Annotated in this window: 15 protein-coding genes; 8 read left to right on the top strand and 7 right to left on the bottom strand. The window is 61.8% G+C overall.

Annotation, left to right across the window (positions count from 1 at the left end; translation table 11 throughout):
- The first annotated feature begins 10 nt into the window (after positions 1-10).
- The 7 genes from N5D48_RS00210 to N5D48_RS00180 all read left to right on the top strand — a co-directional run bounded on the left by N5D48_RS00210 (position 11) and on the right by N5D48_RS00180 (position 7,707).
- On the top strand, positions 11-988 hold the full coding sequence (locus tag N5D48_RS00210; protein ID WP_279879733.1) for a YCF48-related protein: 978 nt from the start codon (positions 11-13) through the stop codon (positions 986-988).
- A 167-nt stretch (positions 989-1,155) separates the two neighbouring features.
- Positions 1,156-2,490, top strand: a complete 1,335-nt coding sequence (locus tag N5D48_RS00205; protein ID WP_279879731.1) for an FAD-dependent oxidoreductase — start codon at positions 1,156-1,158, stop codon at positions 2,488-2,490.
- Positions 2,491-2,553: 63 nt separating this feature from the next.
- Positions 2,554-3,270 (top strand): hypothetical protein, encoded by a 717-nt coding sequence (locus tag N5D48_RS00200; RefSeq protein ID WP_279879729.1) that lies wholly within the window; start codon positions 2,554-2,556, stop codon positions 3,268-3,270.
- Positions 3,271-3,359: 89 nt separating this feature from the next.
- On the top strand, positions 3,360-4,847 hold the full coding sequence (locus tag N5D48_RS00195; RefSeq protein ID WP_279879727.1) for an FAD-dependent oxidoreductase: 1,488 nt from the start codon (positions 3,360-3,362) through the stop codon (positions 4,845-4,847).
- 9 nt (positions 4,848-4,856) lie between these two features.
- Entirely contained in the window at positions 4,857-5,510 is a 654-nt protein-coding gene (locus tag N5D48_RS00190; RefSeq protein ID WP_279879725.1) for a c-type cytochrome, read from the top strand.
- A gap of 33 nt (positions 5,511-5,543) precedes the next feature.
- Positions 5,544-6,194, top strand: a complete 651-nt coding sequence (locus N5D48_RS00185) for a hypothetical protein (RefSeq protein WP_279879723.1) — start codon at positions 5,544-5,546, stop codon at positions 6,192-6,194.
- Between the two features lie 124 nt (positions 6,195-6,318).
- Positions 6,319-7,707 carry a coniferyl aldehyde dehydrogenase gene (locus tag N5D48_RS00180; protein ID WP_347881598.1) on the top strand — a complete coding sequence of 463 codons (1,389 nt, stop codon included), beginning with the start codon at positions 6,319-6,321 and terminating at the stop codon, positions 7,705-7,707.
- A 201-nt stretch (positions 7,708-7,908) separates the two neighbouring features.
- On the opposite strand, the gene N5D48_RS00175 is transcribed toward N5D48_RS00180, so the two are convergent.
- From N5D48_RS00175 to N5D48_RS00150, 6 genes are all read right to left on the bottom strand, one after another.
- On the bottom strand, positions 7,909-9,489 hold the full coding sequence (locus N5D48_RS00175) for a choline dehydrogenase (RefSeq protein ID WP_279879718.1): 1,581 nt from the start codon (positions 9,487-9,489) through the stop codon (positions 7,909-7,911).
- 50 nt (positions 9,490-9,539) lie between these two features.
- Positions 9,540-10,499 (bottom strand): alpha/beta hydrolase, encoded by a 960-nt coding sequence (locus N5D48_RS00170; protein ID WP_279879716.1) that lies wholly within the window; start codon positions 10,497-10,499, stop codon positions 9,540-9,542.
- Entirely contained in the window at positions 10,496-12,139 is a 1,644-nt protein-coding gene (locus N5D48_RS00165) for a 3-(methylthio)propionyl-CoA ligase (RefSeq protein WP_279879714.1), read from the bottom strand. The genes N5D48_RS00170 and N5D48_RS00165 overlap by 4 nt, the downstream gene beginning before the upstream one ends.
- 63 nt (positions 12,140-12,202) lie before the next feature.
- Positions 12,203-13,702: an NAD(P)/FAD-dependent oxidoreductase gene (locus N5D48_RS00160; protein ID WP_279879712.1), complete on the bottom strand. Its 1,500-nt coding sequence runs from the start codon at positions 13,700-13,702 to the stop codon at positions 12,203-12,205.
- 325 nt (positions 13,703-14,027) lie between these two features.
- Entirely contained in the window at positions 14,028-14,696 is a 669-nt protein-coding gene (locus tag N5D48_RS00155; RefSeq protein WP_279879709.1) for a c-type cytochrome, read from the bottom strand.
- The gene (locus tag N5D48_RS00150; protein ID WP_279879707.1) at positions 14,693-16,168 is read right to left on the bottom strand and encodes an FAD-dependent oxidoreductase; all 1,476 of its coding nucleotides are present in this window, start codon (positions 16,166-16,168) and stop codon (positions 14,693-14,695) included. The genes N5D48_RS00155 and N5D48_RS00150 overlap by 4 nt, the downstream gene beginning before the upstream one ends.
- Before the next feature lie 195 nt (positions 16,169-16,363).
- Here N5D48_RS00150 and N5D48_RS00145 point away from each other — a divergent pair, with 195 nt between their 5' ends.
- Positions 16,364-16,636 carry a hypothetical protein gene (locus tag N5D48_RS00145; protein ID WP_279879705.1) on the top strand — a complete coding sequence of 91 codons (273 nt, stop codon included), beginning with the start codon at positions 16,364-16,366 and terminating at the stop codon, positions 16,634-16,636.
- Positions 16,637-16,727: 91 nt separating this feature from the next.
- On the opposite strand, the gene N5D48_RS00140 is transcribed toward N5D48_RS00145, so the two are convergent.
- Positions 16,728-17,420, bottom strand: coding sequence for a TetR/AcrR family transcriptional regulator (locus tag N5D48_RS00140; protein ID WP_279879703.1), 693 nt, complete (start codon positions 17,418-17,420; stop codon positions 16,728-16,730).
- Positions 17,421-17,581 lie beyond the last annotated feature (161 nt).

Raw genomic sequence — 17,581 nt, 5'->3', positions numbered from 1 at the left:
GGAGAATGACATGCACTACCTGAAACGGGTCATGGGCATCGCGCTGCTCGCGGCCATGCCAGTGGTCGCGCCTTGGGCCGCGAGATTGGAAGCGGTGCCGGTGGCACCTGCCAGCAATGCCGCGCAGGCCATGATGCTGGGTGCGGGCAAAGCGGGTGAGCGGGTGGTGGCAGTCGGTGACCATGGCATCGTGCTGCTTTCCGACGACCATGGGCGCCGCTACCGGCAGGCCCACGGCGTACCCTTGTCGAGCACGTTGACCAGTGTCAGCTTCGTCGATACCAGCAACGGCTGGGCCGTTGGCCACTGGGGCGCGATCCTGGCCAGCGGTGATGGCGGAGAAACCTGGACGGTGCAGCGCATCGACAGCGATGTCGACCGCCCGCTGTTCGCGGTGCATTTCTTTGATCGCCAACAAGGCGTGGCGGTAGGGTTGTGGTCGCTGATACTCACAACCGACGACGGCGGACGCACCTGGACCGAACGCACCTTGCAACCCCCGCCTGGCGCCAGTCGCGCCGACCTCAACCTGTTGAGCCTGTTCAGCGATGGGCAGGGGGCCGTCTATGCCACCGCCGAGCATGGCAAGTTGCTGCGCTCGGATGATCGGGGCAAGACCTGGCGTTACCTGGACACCGGCTACCAGGGCTCGCTGTGGAGTGGTGCCGTGCTGTCGGATGGGCGTCTGCTGGTAGGCGGGCAACGCGGTACCTTGTTGCGCGGCACGCCGGACGCACGTGCGTGGCAGCGCATACCGCTGAACAGCCGTAGTTCGATTACCGCCATACAGGCAGAGGGCAAACACATATTGGTGGCAGGCCTTGACGGCCTACTGGTGAACAGCCAGGACGGCGGCGCTACCTTCGATGAGAGGCGCAGCGGCGATGGCGTTTCGCTGACCGCTGCACTCATGCAGGGTGATGGCCAGCCGTTACTGTTTTCCCGCCATGGCGTGAGCGCGCCGCCTTCTGATCAAAACCCTCGCTGAGCCTGCCCGGTCGCACCGTCCTCAAGGGTGCGGCCGCGCTTATTCAAGCCTGCAGATCCGCTTCCATAGTTGATGATGGGGGCGCCTAAAAAACAACATAACAGTTGTTGCGTTAAATTGGGCGCAGCAGTAGAGTCTGGCTAAACAACAATTTTCGGAGGCAAACCATGTCCGAGCCCCACAGCAATGTTGACAAGTTCCGCCTTCTCGGCGGGTGGGTCGAACAACCGGACGACCTGCAGCCGGAGCTCGAGGGGGACATCAATGCCGATGTGATCATCATCGGCGCGGGTTTCGCCGGGCTGTCCACTGCCCTGGAACTCACCGCGCTCGGAGCCAGCGTGGTGGTCCTCGAACAGGCATTTGCAGGGTTCGGCGCCAGCGGTCGCAATGCCGGCTACCTTGCCGGCAGCATGGGCGTCGAGTTCGAACTGTTCCACAAGCGCCTCGGCGTGGATCAGGCGAGGAAGGTCGTGTCCTTCTACGACCAAGGCGTGGCTTACGTGGAGCGACGGCTGGGTGAGTTGGCCATTGATTGCGATTACCTCCCCAGCGGTGTTATCCGTGCGGTGATCCATCCTTCCCAGGAAAAAAGGCTGCGCCACAGCATGGCGCTGGGCCAGGAGCTGGGCTCGGTCACACGGTTCGTGGATCAAGACGAAATGCGCGCTCGCGGTATCCCGCCTGCGTTCCTTTTCGGTTGTGTTCAGCACGGTGGCACGCTCGATCCCGGTAAGTATGTGATGGGCTTGCGCCGGGCGGCGTTGCAGGCCGGTGTTCGCTTGTTCGAACAGACCAAGCTGCTGTCTTACAGTAACGGCCCAACCATTACCTGCCGAACCGAGAAAGGCTCGGCGAACGCGCCGATCATGGTCCTGGCCACCAATGCCTACACTCCGCAACTGGGTTTGCTGCGCGACAAGGTCACGCCGCTGCGGGTCTCGGCCATCGAGACGCAGCCGTTGTCCGCCGCACAACTGAAATCCTTGGGTTGGCAGGGGCGGGAAGGCATCGTGACTCCGCACTGGACCATGGAGAGTCACCGCCTGACCGCACGCAACACCCTCCTGATAACCACCAAGCAATTGGGTTACGCCTATGGCTCGCAGACCCCGAACGAACCTGATCGGGCGGCCTACGCCGCTTTGAGGCAAGCCCTGGACGACCGTTTCCCGTCATTGCACGACGTGACGATCGACAAGTGCTGGAGCGGCTATATCAGCCTGGCTTACGACGCCTTGCCGGTGGTGGGCGAAACCGGGCCGCACAACAATATCTACTACACGGCGGGTTGCTCGGGCCATGGCGTTGGCACCCAGTCGCTGATCGGCTTCCTGCTGGCGGAACGCATTGGGGGCATCGAACAACCCTTGCTCACGGCGCTGCGCCACAAGACCCCCTCGACGCTTCCCGAACCTTTGCAGTGGTGCGCGGTGAAGGCCGCCCTGGCGGGTGTAAACCTGCTCGACAACGCCCTGAACCGCCGGGCGCGAGCGTCGTAACTGTGCCAAGGCGCCATCCCCTCGCGGCGCCAGGCTGATCTATCTGTCCACCCCGGAGATGCAATGAACAACTATACGAATGAGGCCATGCGTTTCACCGCATGGGCTTCGATCATCGGCGGACTTTTCGCCTACCTCAATGTCGGTTTCATGCTCATGGTCACCCAGGGCGACATGGCCGTGACATTGCAGGGAGCGACCATGCTAACCCTGCCGGCTGAAGTCAGGCAGTACTTCAGGTTGTCGATGTTCGCCGACATCCTGGGGTTCTACCTGCCACTGTTGGCTCTGGGGGCTTATTTCTGGCGTGAATTTCGCGATGAGGCCGGGGCGCTCGGGGACATGGCCCTGCTGGCTATCGCCACCTACGTGGTGCTTGGCGTAACAGGTGCAAGTCTGCAGCTTTCGGTGCTCAACCCGCTGGCCCAATTGCACTTGACGGGCAGCGAGGCCCTGCGAGCTGGCGCCGAGGCAGCATGGACGACTATCGCAGTGGCTAGCCAGCGCGGGCTTTGGTGGTGCGAAGGCCCCGTGGTCCTGTTCTGGGGAATCGTCGTGGGGCGGCATTTGAAGAATGCCGGATGGGGCAGCTCGGTCCTGCTGCCGCTGAAGGTGGTGGGCTGGTGCTTCGGCTTGTATTTCATTTCCGGCTTTTTTGCAGCCCTGGATCCGTTGACCAATGCCTTGCTGGTGCTCGTGGTACTGATCTTCCCGTTCTGGATGGTGTTGTTCGGGTTGCAGTTACGACGCCGCGCACTGCGCCTGCCACTGGGCGCCTGAACGATAACGTTCCATCCCTTGCTTGCTGGACCTGAAGCGCCACGCAGTGGCGCAGCACTATCGAATAACAATAGCGTGAGGCTCCTTTTATGGCTGAAAAGCCTACCTCCAATTCGTTGGATCTCAAGCGCCGGCAGTTGCTGAAGTTCGCTGGTGCCACCGCGGCCGTTAGTGGCCTCGGCCTGCATGCCGGCCTGGCCAGCGCTGCCGAACCCATGGCGGCGGCGCATGGCGACAATGAGGGCATCCTGGATGTCGCCATCATTGGCGCCGGCATGGCTGGACTCACGGCGGCCCGCGACCTGCTGAACGCCGGGTGCCGCTCATTCCAGGTGCTGGAAGCCCGTGAGCGGGTCGGTGGCCGGGTACTCAATTACGACCTGGGCTCGGGCTACATCTCCGAGGTGGGGGGACAGTGGATCGGGCCAGGGCAGACGGCGGTCGCCGACCTGGCCCGTGAGCTTCAGGTAGACACGTTCCCCACCTACTACCAAGGGAAGACCGTGGTTCTTGGGGGGGAAGGGCGACTGGAGATCGACTTGCAAGGCACCTTCGGCACCGATGAACGTATCGGCGCCAAGCTCAGCGAGCTCTCCAGGTTGGTACCGTCCGGTAAACCATGGACTTCCTCCAAGGTCGACGAACTGGACAAGCTCTCGGCAGGCGACTGGCTCGCGCAACAAGATATCAAGCCAGAGGACAGGTCTGGCTGGGATACCAGCTTGATGCTCACCTGTGGCGTGGCCCCGGCCAAGATGAGCCTGCTGCACTTTCTGTCGATGATCAATTCGGCAAGCTGCGACTACATGAAGCTGGACTCGATCAAGGACAGCGCCCAGGGCACGCGCTTCGTGGGCGGCTCGCAGATACTGTGCACCCGCATGGCCGAGCAGCTGGGCGACCGCCTGCGCCTGGCCTGCCCGGTGCGTGCGATCAGCGAGTGGGACCGCGACATAGTCACGCTGCACACTGACCAAGGGTTGATACGCGCCCGTCGGGTCATCGTCGCGATTCATCCGGCCCTGTGCAACCAAGTACGCTTCGAGCCCGCGCTGCCGGAAGGGCGCGCGGCGCTGCAGCGCGCCTGGCCGGCACACAGCCCTGCGCGCAAGACAGCGATGGTCTACAAGCGGCCGTTCTGGCGCGAGAAGGGCCTGAACGGCCACACCATGCAGGTCAAGGGGCCACTGCTATGGGCCTGGGACAACTCCCCGCCCAACGGTGAAATCGGTGTAATCAACGCCTTCGTCGTCAATGCAATGCTGCCCTCCGATCACCAGGCTGCGCAGCAGGTACTGACCGAAATCTACGCCCGTTCCTTGGGCGATGAAGCCTTGCAGCCGGTCGCCTACCACGATCATGACTGGGGGCTGGCAGACCCTTGGAGCCTCACCTGCGTATCGGCGATACCGCCCGGTTTCTGGAGCGAACATGGCGAATCTTTGCGTCCGCCGTGCGGCAACCTGATCTGGTCGGGCACTGAAACGGCCGATATCTGGGCTGGGTACATGGATGGCGCCGTGCGTTCAGGTCATCAAAGTGCGCTGCAGGCGCTTGCTTCGCTGCGTCGGGCATAGGGGACAGTGATGAAAAAGAAATTGTTGTGGGGTACGGCAGTGTTGCTGGTCGCCCTGCTGGCCTTGTTCGGCCGCGACCTGCTGGGCTTATACCACCTCGTCAGCTACATCGACAGCACTACCCAGGCCTACGAAGCGGACGGGCCCTGGCCCCAGACGGCCGATGCCTGCTACGGCTGCCATGGGCAACGCGGGAGTTCGCAGCACCAGCGTTATCCCAGCCTGGCAGGGCAGCCCGCCGATTACCTGAAGGCGCAGTTGCACGGCTTTGCCAATGGCACCCGTCATTTTCCAAACATGCAACCACTGGCGATGAGCCTCAGTGACGCTGAAATCGACAAGCTGACCAACTACTACGCCCGCCAGACGCCCGTGGATAACCACACGTTCCAGCCTGATCCTGGCCTGCGCCAGCAAGGCGAGAAACTGGTCAAGGCGGGCGCGTGTGCTGCCTGTCATGGCGAAAAGCTGATGGGCCAGGGCGCATTCCCGCGTCTGGCCGGCCAAGGTGCCGACTATTTGCTGGTTCAGCTGGACGCATTTGCCCAAGGCAGCCGGGTCGATCCAACCGGTTCGATGAAGGCGGTTACCCAGACCCTCTCGGCACAGGACCGCAAGGCGTTGGCGCATTACCTTGCCGCCTTGGCGGCCACCCCGAAGTAAAGCCTTCATACCTACAATAAAGAGACATGAGCTATGGAAACCAGAGATGTTCTTGCGTTGCTCACTTGCGTCCTCCTGGTGGTTTCCGGGAGTACCTATGGCATCAAGTTCCTGCGTAGAGGCAACTTCCTGTTGGGCCTGGAATGGTTGATCGTGGCGTTTTCCGGGACCAACTTCCTGATCTACCTGCTGACCCAGTCGCAAGTCTCCTACGGCATTTCGTATTTCTGCGATGCGTTTTCCCGCGGCTTCGGCATCCCGATCGTCACTGTGCTCGGCTTGATGGCCGTGACCCATGGCTTCCGACCTTCGGCGGGCAAGGACGCATTGATCTTCGCTGTCACCTTTGTCTGTACGTTCGTGATGATCAAGGCCGATTTCATGATCCAGCCGCTTCCTTACTTCTACGTCGTCATGTGGGCTGGCTACACGGTTTACCTGGCGTATTTCATCAGCCGCCTGTTGATGGTTGGCCATTACCTGCACGCTTTCGGGGTCACGCTGGCAGCGATGCTGGGGCTACTGGTGGCCTGCATCTATGACTTCTACCCCATCCCCGGGGACGACACGAAAGCCGTGTTCATGTCGATAGCGCTCGCCAGCTGGTCGTTCATGATGATCCAGTTGTACTACGCGTATTTCGCACTGGAGCGGGCAAAGCACCAAGCGGTGCCAGTGCGCTGACACGCCCTGGTTTCCATGCTGAGACCGGTCGTGCGGCCGCAGTTTGCAGTCGTAGCGATCCAAGAGATCTACCAGGAGTACTATTACAATGTCGATCGAGCAAGTCGCGCCAGCAGTAGAGCGGATGCGAGAAGTTTTTGCGCTTCAGCGCCAGGCATTCGCCGAAGAACGCTATCCCTCCTACCAGATTCGACGGGCCAACCTGCTGGCGCTCAAGGCGCTGGTACTGGAGAACGCCGAGCGGATCGCAGCCGCCATATCCAACGATTTCGGCCACCGGTCGGAGCACGAGACCAAGATGCTCGATATCTTCGGCCTGGTCAGCGAAATCAACCATGCCGTCCGCTGCTTGAAACGCTGGATGAAACCGCGCAAGCGCGGTGTCGGGATCTGGTTCAAGCCTGCACGGGCAGCGGTGCTGGCCCAACCGCTGGGTGTCATCGGTATCGCCGCACCTTGGAACTACCCGCTGTACTTGACGTTGGGCCCGCTATGCGGCGCCCTGGCCGCCGGTAACCGGGCCATGATCAAGGTCGCCAGCGACTCCAGCCATTATGGTCGCTTGCTCGCCGACTTGCTGGGCAAGCGCTTCGACCCGGACCTGGTTGCGGTGATACAGCCAGGTCCAGGTATCAACGACGGTTTCTCCCGGCTACCTTTCGATCACCTGATCTTCACCGGCTCGCCTGCGGTCGGCCGGCAGATCATGCGCAATTGCAGCGAGAATCTCACGCCTGTGACCCTGGAGCTCGGCGGCAAGTCGCCCACCGTCGTCGCCCCGGGTTACCCATTGAAGCAGGCTGCCGAGACCGTTCTCTGGGGCAAATGCCTGAATGCCGGACAGACTTGCGTCGCACCTGACTACCTGTTCCTGCCTGCCGGCAGCGAGGAGCAATTCCTGGAGCATGCCAGGGCGGTTGTGTCCCGAAATTACCCGCAGCCGTTGGCTGACAACCCTGACTACACCTGCATGATCAATGCGCGCCAGCTGGCGCGGGTTGAGGCGTTGCTGGCGGACGCTCGGGACAAGGGCGCGCGCGTGGTCGCGCTGGCGGATGTGGATGGCGCACGCCGGGCGGGCAAGCTGACACCGCACCTGGTGTTCGATGTGCGCGACGACATGCTGATCATGCAGGAGGAAATCTTCGGGCCCGTGTTGCCGGTACTGACATATCGCAAGCTCGAGGACGCGATCGACTACATCAATGACCATGAGCGGCCCTTGGCGCTTTACCTGTTCGACGAAGACGCTGGTCGTGTCGAGACTGTGCTGCGCCAGACATTGTCCGGAGGCGTCTCGGTCAACAGCGTGATGCTGCATGTGCTGCAGGAAAACCTGCCGTTCGGTGGCGTGGGCAATTCAGGGCTCGGCCACTATCACGCCGAGGAAGGGTTCCAGACGTTCAGCAAGATGCGGCCGGTTTTCTACCAGGCGAAATTCAATGGCAGCTTCTTGCTCAAACCGCCTTATGGCCGCCTCACCCAGGGCCTTCTGCGCCTGATGCTGCGTTGAGGCATGGTTTGCTGAGCAGGGCTGACGAGGCTATATCGAGTTGACGCTACGATCGTCATGCCCTTTTAGCGCCCTTCGGGGCGCTTTTTTTATGGGAGCAGGTTCGGTGACTGGCCGGAGAGGATAAGAGGAGGGGAAGACTTGGAAACCGGAAACCGCCCCTACCTGGCACAATACAGGGCGGTTTCTCTCAGGAACGCGTCAGGCGTGGGCAATCCACTCCGCGGCGCGTTCGGCGATCATGATAGCGGCCGCGTTGGTATTGCCTCCGACCAGTGTCGGCATGATCGAGGCATCGACGACGCGCAGCCCGTCGATACCATGGACACGTAACTGGCCATCTACCACGGCCATCTCGTCCTGCCCCATCTTGCAGGTGCCGATCGGGTGGTAGATAGTGTCGGTGCGTTTGCGCAGCAGCTCGATCAACTGTTCGTCGTTGTGCAGGCCGGCGCTGTATATATCCCTGAGCCCGAAGCTGGCCATGGGCGTCTGGGCAATGATGTCACGGGTGATGCGATAGCCTTTGAGCAAGGTTGTGACATCGTCGTCGTGGGCGAGGAAGTTGGGATCGATACGCGGCGCCTTGCGCGGGTCTGGCGAGGCCAGGCCGACACTGCCGATGCTCTTGGGGCGTAGCACGCACACATGGCAACTGAAGCCATGGCCCCAGTGAAGCTTGCGGTTATGGTCATCCACTGTGCCTATCACCGAGTGCAGCTGGATGTCCGGGCGCTCCAGGCCTGGATCGGTCTTGAGAAACGCGCCGGCTTCGGCGCAGTTGCTCGCGACCGGACCATTGCGATGGCGCGCATAGTCGAACATGGCCTTGCCCATCTTCACGCCGCCACTCAGGGAGAAGCCCAGCAGCGAGGTGTCGTTGCTCTTGTAGCACAGCACCACGTCGGCGTGGTCCCGCAGGTTCTGGCCAACGCCCGGGAGCTCGTGGCGCAGGGCGATGCCCTGGGGTTCGAGCTCGGCTGACGATCCGATGCCTGAGAGCATCAGCAAGTGTGGGCTGCCAAAGGCGCCCGCTGACACTATGACCTCCTTGCGCGCCTTCAGGTGCACGCGCGAGCCCTTGATCAACGCCTGTACCCCGGTCGCCTGCTTGCCCTGCAGAACGACACTTTCAACATGGGTATGGGTGAGCACGGTAAGGTTGCTGCGATGGCGGACCGGCTTGAGGAACGCCGTCGCGGTGCTCCAGCGACGACCGTCGCGAATGGTCACATCGTAGTAGCCGGCACCTTCCTGAGTGGCGCCGTTGAAGTCTGGGTTATAGCGGTGCCCGGCACGCAGCGCGGACTCCACGAAGGCTTCACTGGCAGCGTGGCGATTGGCCGGGCTGACGTAGAGCTCGCCGTCGCCGCCGTGATACTCGCTACTGCCGCCGTGGTGCATTTCGCTCTTGCGAAAGTACGGCAGAACATCGTCGAAGCCCCAGCCTTCGTTGCCCAGCGCCTGCCAGTCATTGAAATCCTCATGGTGGCCGCGAATATAGATCATGCCGTTGATCGAACTGCTGCCGCCGAGCACCTTGCCCCGTGGCTGGTAGCCGACCCGCCCGCCCAGGCCTGGCTGAGGGGTGGTCTTGAATGCCCAGTTGACATGGCGCGTCGGCAGGATGGCAGCCAGGCCCAGCGGGGTATGGATAAGCGGTGATCGATCTTCCGGGCCCGCTTCGAGCAGGCAGACGGTGACGCTGGGGTCGGCACTGAGGCGATTGGCAAGGACACAGCCGGCAGAGCCGGCACCCACGATCAGGTAATCGAATTCCATGTTGTTGTTCTCGAGGGAATTATTGGGAGTCTGGGGGGAGCAGGTTTGAGCTAGCCATCCCAGTTCGTGTGGTCGTTGACGAAGTCCAGGATATGGCGCTGTGCCTGTCGGGCTTGCGGTAGCGCCGCAATCATCTGGAACACGTGTGGCAGCTGTTGCCAGATTTCCAGGCGAACTGGCACGCCGGCCGCCGCCGCGCGGGCGGCGGCGCGGACGGAGTCGTCCAACAGCATTTCGGTGCTGCCTACCTGCAACAGCAACGGTGGCAAGCCGGCGAAGGAGCCGAACAAGGGCGACACTTCAGGCAATGTGTGCTTTTCGGCCGATGCGTAGAAGCCGCGGATAGCGATCGCGAACGGCAGGGTGAAGATCGGGTCGTGACGGGCATTGCCCAGCACGCTTGCACCACTGAGGGTGAAATCGAGGAACGGTGACAGCAGTACCGCGCAGCTTGGCAGTTGCGCTTCCTCGTCCCTGAGTCGCTGCAACAGCGCCAGCGCAAGGTTGCCGCCGGCGGAGTCGCCAGCGATCACGATGTGTTCGGCCTTGGTCCCCTGTTCGAGCAGCCAACGGTAGGCAGCATGGGCCTGGTCAAGCGCCGTGGGGAAGGGGCACTCGGGCGCGAGGCTGTAGTCCAGCATCAGCGCCCTTGCCTTGAGCGGGCTGCACCAGTTCGCCACCATCGCGGCATAAATCTGCGGGGAGTAGGCGACGAACGCACCACCGTGGATGTACAGCAGCACGCGCTCCTGCCGGCAACTGGCCGGCGACAGCCAGTGCGCAGGGGTACCGTTGCACGAGACTCGCGTGCGAAGCACGTCCGTTGGTAGCGCTTGGCCTTGGCGATCCAGCTGCGCAAACTGCTTGCGCAGGCGCTGGATATCGATACCCATGCCGTGGCGGGACTTCACCGACAGGCGCAATAACAGGTCGAGCAGCCTGCGCTTCCAGCGACCTTCGCTCGGGTCGATGACACGGGTATCGGCCCGGCTTCTTGCAGGGGCGTTCATGACGCCACCTCGCGCGCTGGTGACGCCGGCCATCGGTAGTCACGCAACGCCTGGCGCAACTGGATCTTGCTGACCTTGCCGGTAGCCGTGTGCGGCAGTGCCTCGACGAACACTACGTCGTCAGGGATGCAGAAGCGTGCCACTTTGCCGGTATAGAGCGCGAGGATCGCCTCACGGGTCGGCGCTTCTCCAAGCTTTGCGACAACTACCAGCAGCGGGCGTTCGTCCCATTTCGGATGGGCGATGCCCAGCGCGGCAGCTTCAGCGACGGCAGGGTGGCCCATGGCGATGTTCTCCAGCTCGATTGAACTGATCCACTCACCGCCCGACTTGATGACATCCTTGGCCCGGTCGGTGATCTGCATGAACCCGTCCTGGTCGAGACTGGCGACGTCGCCGGTCGGGAACCAGCCGTTCACCAGCGGCGTTTCATCGCTGCGGTAGTAGCGATCGACCACCCAATGGCCACGCACGACCAGGGCTCCCGAGGTCTTGCCGTCACGCGCTACCTCGTTGCCGTCATCGTCCACGGTTTTCAGCTCGATGCCGAACAGTGGTCGACCTTGCTTGATGCTGATGGCAAAGCGCGCTTCTTCGTCCAGGGGCAGGTGCGACGCTTTCAAGGTATTGACGGTGCCCGTCGGGGACATTTCGGTCATGCCCCAGGCGTGCTGGATGTGGATACCGAACTCCTGTTCGAAGCTGCGCATCAGTGCAGGCGGACAGGCTGCACCACCGACCACCAGGCGCTGCAGGCTGGGCAGGCGCTTGCCGGTCTGCTGCATGTACTGCTGAAGGCTCAGCCACACGGTAGGAACGCCGGCCGAGAAGGTGACACCTTCCTGTTCGAACAGCCTGAAGACACTTTCACCGTCCAGGCCCGCACCGGGCAGCACCAGCTTGGCGCCTACCAGGGCCGCCGAGTACGGCAGTCCCCAGGCATTGACATGAAACATTGGCACGATCGGTGCGACGACCTCGCGGGCCGACAGCGAGAGCGAGTCGGGCAGGGCACTGGACAGTGCGTGTAGCAGCGTGGCGCGGTGGGAGTAGAGCACGCCCTTGGGGTTGCCGGTGGTTCCGGAGGTGTAGCACAGCGCCGCCGCCGCATGCTCATCGATGGTCGGCCATTCGAACGTCGCGGGTTCGCCAGCCAGCAGCGTCTCGTAGCACAGCATGCGGGTCTCGCCTGCGGTTGGCATCTGTGCAGCGTCCGACAAGGCGACCCAATGCTTCACGCTTGGGCACTGCGCCGCGATTTCGGCGACCAGCGGGGCGAAGCTTTCGTCGAAGCAGATCACCTCGTCCTCGGCGTGCCTGATGATCCACGCGACCTGCTCCGGGAAGAGCCGTGGGTTGATGGTGTGGGTGACGGCCCCCATGCCCGAGATCGCATAGTAGAGCTCGAAATGACGGTAGCCATTCCAGGCCAGGGTTCCCACCCGGTCGCCAGGTTTGACGCCCAGGCGGGTCAGGGCGTTGGCCGCTTGCCTGGCACGCTGATGAGCGTCGGCATAGGTGTAGCGGTGCACGGCGCCGCCAGGCAGGTACGAAACGATTTCAGTATCGCCGTGATACCGCTGCGCATGCTCCAGCAGTGAAGGAATGGTCAGCGGGAGCGTCATCATTTGACCTAGCATGATATTCAGCCTTTTACCTTTCTTGTTTTCACGCACCGGCGGCGAGGCCGTGGGCGTCGTGGTTCAACCGGTGACCTTGGCGGGCCGCGGGGTGAGTGCTTGTTGCTGGGCGCGTTGGAATTCCAGGTGGTGATCTTCGATCGGGTCCTTGAGCAACATTTTCTTGTCGCGCCCGTAGTGCATGAAGACGAACCAGGGGTGCGACCGGCCCTGACGGGGCAGGAAGTGCTGGTCACGCTGGATGTAGCCGGACTTCATTGAATTCAGGATCCCGTCGCTCAACGCGTTGTTGGCGTTGTCGTAAGGGGTCACGACATCCAGGTTGCGTTGTTCCATGTAGCGGAACAGGCGGCACAGGTAAGTGGCGGCCAAGCCGACCTTGAGCGTCCAGGACACGTTGGTGTAGCCGAAGATCCAGGCCATGTTCGGCAGGTTTTCCAGCAGCACACCCTTGTAGGTCATCTGCTCGCCGATCGGGTACGGCGTGCCGTCGACCGAGACAGTCATGCCGCCGAGCAACTGCAAACGTAGCCCGGTGGCAGTGATGATGATGTCGGCAGGCAGTTCCTTGCCCGACTTGAGGCGAATGCCATGCTCGGTGAAGCGTTCGATGTGGTCCGTCTCCACTGAAGCCTGGCCATTGCGAATCGACTTGAACAGGTCGCCGTCGGGTACTGCGCACAGGCGCTCATCCCAAGGCATGTAAGTCGGGGTGAAGTGACGCATGTCGGCATTCGGGCCTACCTGGCGGCGCACGTGCCCCAGGATGATCCTGCGCATCAGGCGTGGCCATTGCCGGCAGGCGATGTAAACGGCGCGGTACAGCATGATGTTGCGTTTGCGTGCCAGGCCGAGCGCCCAGCTTGCGGGCATGATGCGGGAGAGCACGGCCGTGAGTTTATCGGTCGAAGGCAGCGAGTAGATGTACGACGGTGAGCGTTGCAGCATGGTGATATGGCGGGTCTTGTCGGCCATCGCCGGAATCAGCGTGGCAGCAGTGGCGCCGCTGCCAATGACCACGACATTCTTGTCGCGATAGTCCAGGTCCTCGGGCCAATGCTGGGGATGGATCCGCACACCTTTGAAGTCGTCCTCCCCCGGGAAAGCGGGCAGGAAACCTTCGTCGTGGTTGTAGTAGCCGGTGCAGCAGAGAAGAAATCGGCAGGTGTAGTGGCGTATATCCCCGCTGGCTTCGTGCCGTGCCGTCAACTGCCACAGACGCTGCTGGCTGCACCAGTTCGCGCTGAGGGTCTGGAGGCCGTAGTGGATCTTGTCGGCGAGGCCGTACTGCTTTGCCGTGTCCTGGATGTAGCGCCGGATCGAGGCGCCGTCGGCCAGCACCTTGGGGCTGTCCCACAGGCGGAACTTGTAGCCGTAGCTCAGCATGTCCGAGTCGGAGCGGATGCCTGGATAGCGAAACAGGTCCCAGGTTCCGCCCATGCACTCACGCCGCTCTAGAATGGCGAGATTGCGGTTGGGAAACTCGCCCATCAGGTGGCAAGCCGTGCCGATACCGGACAGGCCGGCACCGATGATCAAGGTATCGAAGTGAAGGTTGCTCATGGAGTCTCCGCGCCTACGGGGTGTGACCAACGGGTTGTTTGAACGGTGGGTATCAGCGAGCACGCGATCACGCGGCAGTCGTTAGGCAGCCGCGAAACGGCGGTGCTGAGGCCCGGAGGAGCGTGGCCGGCAGCGGAGGGTGCAATGGAGTCGTGCATACGATGAGCTCCGGTGATTGTTGTTGTTTTACTGCAATGTAATCCGCTACCGACTTTAGCGCAACGACTGTTATGTTTAAATGGAAAACCATTTGATAGCCGGGCAAAGCCCGCTTGATCCAGCCACGAAAAATAGGGCGGAGGCTGTGCATCCGCCCTTGGATGGATCAGCGCTTGGCGGGGGTGAGATCGGCGAGGTAGTGCGCCAGCGCTTGCACTTCGGCTGGAGAAAGCAGGCTCGCGGTCGCGTTCATGGCGCCACTTGGGTCTTTTCGCGTGCCGTGCTTGAACGCCAGGAGTTGGCTTAGCAGGTAGGCTTTACCCTGGCCGGCAAGGCGTGGGCCAACGGCTCCTCCCATGAAATCGCTGCCGTGACAAGCGCTACAGCCCCGTGCTGCAGCACTCGCCTGGCCCGTGGTCGACAACTGCTCGTCCGTCGTTGGGATATCGGTGCTGTGTGGCGTTTGCCGGGAAAAATACTGCGCCAGCGATACGATCTGTTCTTCGGTCAATGACGCGGCTAGTGGCTCCATTTGCGCACTGTGCCGTTTGCCCTCGGCAAATGCCTGAAGTTGTGCCTGCAGGTAGTTGGCCTGTTGCCCGGCTAGGGATGGGTACTGCTCGTTCTGCGACTGTCCGGAGGAACCATGGCAGGCGCTGCAGGTATCCTGGGGCTGCGGCCAGGTTCCGACGTCGGCGTCGTAGCGGGCGTAGTGGCTGTCCAGATCATTCATGAATCGATAGCCCGCCAGCAGTTGTGGGCCCGCAATGACTGCAACTAGCACAAGCCCGGCAACGCCGACCGCAACACCTATCGACAAGGCGCGTTTCATCATGCGTTCCTCCGATTTGCAACCAGTGCCTGCAGTGCTTCCAGCGCAGCCCGGTGGCCGGAGCGCACTGCGCCGTCCATGCTGCTGGCCCAGATGTCAGCGGTTTCGGTGCCCGACCAGATCAGTCGACCAACGGCAGGCTTCAGGTAGCGGCCCCAGCGGGTGAGAAAGCCGGGAGGGATGGCGCCGACGCAGGTCAGGGTCCAGGTGTCGACCTTGGCCCAGTCGTGATCGTGATACTGACTGAACTGCAATGCTTCATCACCTAAGGCCCGGGCAAAAATGCCGGCAAGCGTCTGGCTTGCCCGTTCGGCGTCATGTGTCAGCTGGGCGCTGCGTGCGAACGCCGAAAGGATGCCGACGCTGCCATCGGCGGGCGAGTTGTCGCATGAGAAGATCAAAGGCCCATCGGCTTGGCTGATCTGCCCATTGAGCCCTTTGTCTCGCCAGAATGGCCGATCGTAGACATGCACCGTCTTGCGCATCGGTGCATGGGCGGGCCAAAGCCGCTGCAGTTGCGCGCGCCCCTCGGGCAAAGGCGGCTCGAAGATGATCTGGTTGCATAGCGCGGGATGAAGCGCAACGATCACCTGTCGGGCGCGGACCACCCCCCGGTCTGTGTAGATCTCGACGATATCGCTGTCCCAGTTGACGATCTTGCGTACCGGGCTGGACAGCCTTATGCGATCGCCCAACGAGTCCGCCATTCGCGTGCTCAACACTTGGGAACCGCCCACGAAACGAGTCTCCTGGGCGCCGCCATTGAAGCCTTCCAGCTTTTCCATGCTGCAGTCGGCGGAATTGATCAGCGAAAGGTAGTGGAGCAGGGCCAGGCTGGCTGGTGGCGTACCGGTGGTCAGGCCTATGGAGGTGTCGAAACTGAACCGGCTGGCATTGTCGATGCCTTGGTTCTTGAGCCATTGGGCTACCGATAGCTTGTCGATTTCAGGCGCATCAGTTGCATTCCAGGGTTCCTTGCTCGGAACCTGTCGCGAGAGTTGATTGAGCTTTGCAGTGACAGGGTTGCCGTGGGCGGCGCTGAGGTCTTCTTCGTAGCGGGCATCGCCTGCCAGATAGACATTGCGGCCCTGGTAGTAGCTCGGGAAGGTCTCCACCTCCAGTTCGCGCGCCAGATCGAAGATGGCCGTCTGTCCGGGACCTGCCCATTGCCCTCCGGCCTCCGCGATCAGGCCGTCGCCGAGCGGATGGTTGACGGTTCGTCCGCCAACTCGATCCCGAGCCTCCAGTACGGCGAATGAGGTGCAGCCTGCTCGATCCAGATCTCTGGCCGCAGTGAGGCCGGCAAGCCCGGCGCCGATGACGACCACATCCAGCACACCTTGCGGGGAGGGCTCTACCGTCTGGGCCAGCACTCGCCCGGCGAGTCCCGTACCACCTACCAGCGCCACGCCAGCGAGCGCCTGCATAAGCAGGCGCCGGCGGCATGCCGGCGACGCCATGTCTTCAGTGTTCATTTTTGCCTCGGTACGCTATTGTTTTATTTAGATAACCGTAGTTATGTAAAATAGCGTAAGGCGATCATCGTGCAAAGGGGCAACAGGCGTCCAGTCATCGCTTCAGGCCCCAAAATACGACGCTGGACGCTACTCGCCCTATATTTAGTAGTTGGTGTTATCTAAATCTGTTGCAAACAACCCAAGGAGCTACCCATGAACATGCTGAAAGTGATAGCCGTTGCATCGATTATCTGTGCGCCAGGTGTGTACGCCGGGGATAAGGCCGATGCCGACCACTGCACGACCAAGATCAACCAGCTCGACTCCATCGAGCGTTCCGAGGGGGCCGGACTTCAAGGTGGGGTGGCCACTGACATTCGCAAACTGATTGCGCAGGCCAAGGAGGCGCGGGAAAAAGGTGATGGGAAAGGCTGCCTGAATGCGGCCAACAAGGCTCTGAGCCTGTACAAGACCGCATCCAAGTAGGAGGTCCCAACGGCCTAGGCCCGGTCCAGGTTTGCGCGGGCCGGACGACTTCTCGTCCGGCCCCATGGGATGGGCTATAGATCAGGTTTGATCACTTGCTCCTGCGCGTGCCACTGCCCTTCGCAGGTGGCGAAATCAATGTGATAAGTGCATCGAGCAGGGCATTCCCGCGTTCGGCGCTAAAACGCTCGGGCTCGATCGGCATCATCATCAGCCAGCCGTCACAGATGGTGCTGATTTGATCGGCCAGCACATCGGGCGGTATGTCGGCGCGGACTTTGCCCTGGCGCTGCTCTGCCTCGATCACCCTGGTAAACACTTGGCGGAATCTGGCATATCGCTGCTTGATGACATGCGCAAACGCCGGCTCGTGCCGGGCATGAGTCAGCAATTGCAACCAGGAAAGCCAGAGCGTCGACTCGCCGTCGTTGACCCACTCCATCCACTGCTGGAGCAACGAGGGAATACTCATCTCCGACTGGTTCGCTGCCAGCATCGTGTCGACCTGGTCGAACAAGCTCTGGGCGACCTCGGTGATCATCTCTTCCTTGTTGGCGAAGTAATAAGTTACTGCGCCTGTGGTGCAACCTGCGTGTTTTGCGACATTGCGCATCGACGCCCCGGCGTAGCCATCACGCGCGATCACGGTAATGGCTGCCTCCAGCAGTTCTGCACGCTTGGCGTCGCGGTCGCCCACCGGCCGCCCCCTGCGCGCCGCCTTGCGAGGTGCATTTGTACCGGCAGAAGTGGCGGCGATGGTGGAAGGGGATTTGGAATCAGGCATGGGCTCTCAGGATTTCAGGATGAAAACGTTTCTGGATCAGGTGGCTGGCTTCCACGGTTGCCCCAGCATAGAGAAATCGAGCGTGGATTACACCCGTCGCAAGACAGGAATGATTCTCCACGTCGATTCAAAGGCGGCAGACGGGCATTGGCCAATCACCG

The organism is Pseudomonas sp. GD03858 (genome assembly GCF_029840925.1).
GTDB lineage: Bacteria > Pseudomonadota > Gammaproteobacteria > Pseudomonadales > Pseudomonadaceae > Aquipseudomonas.
Note: the sequence above shows the minus strand (reverse complement) of the source record. Positions and strands in the feature narration are given on the sequence as shown.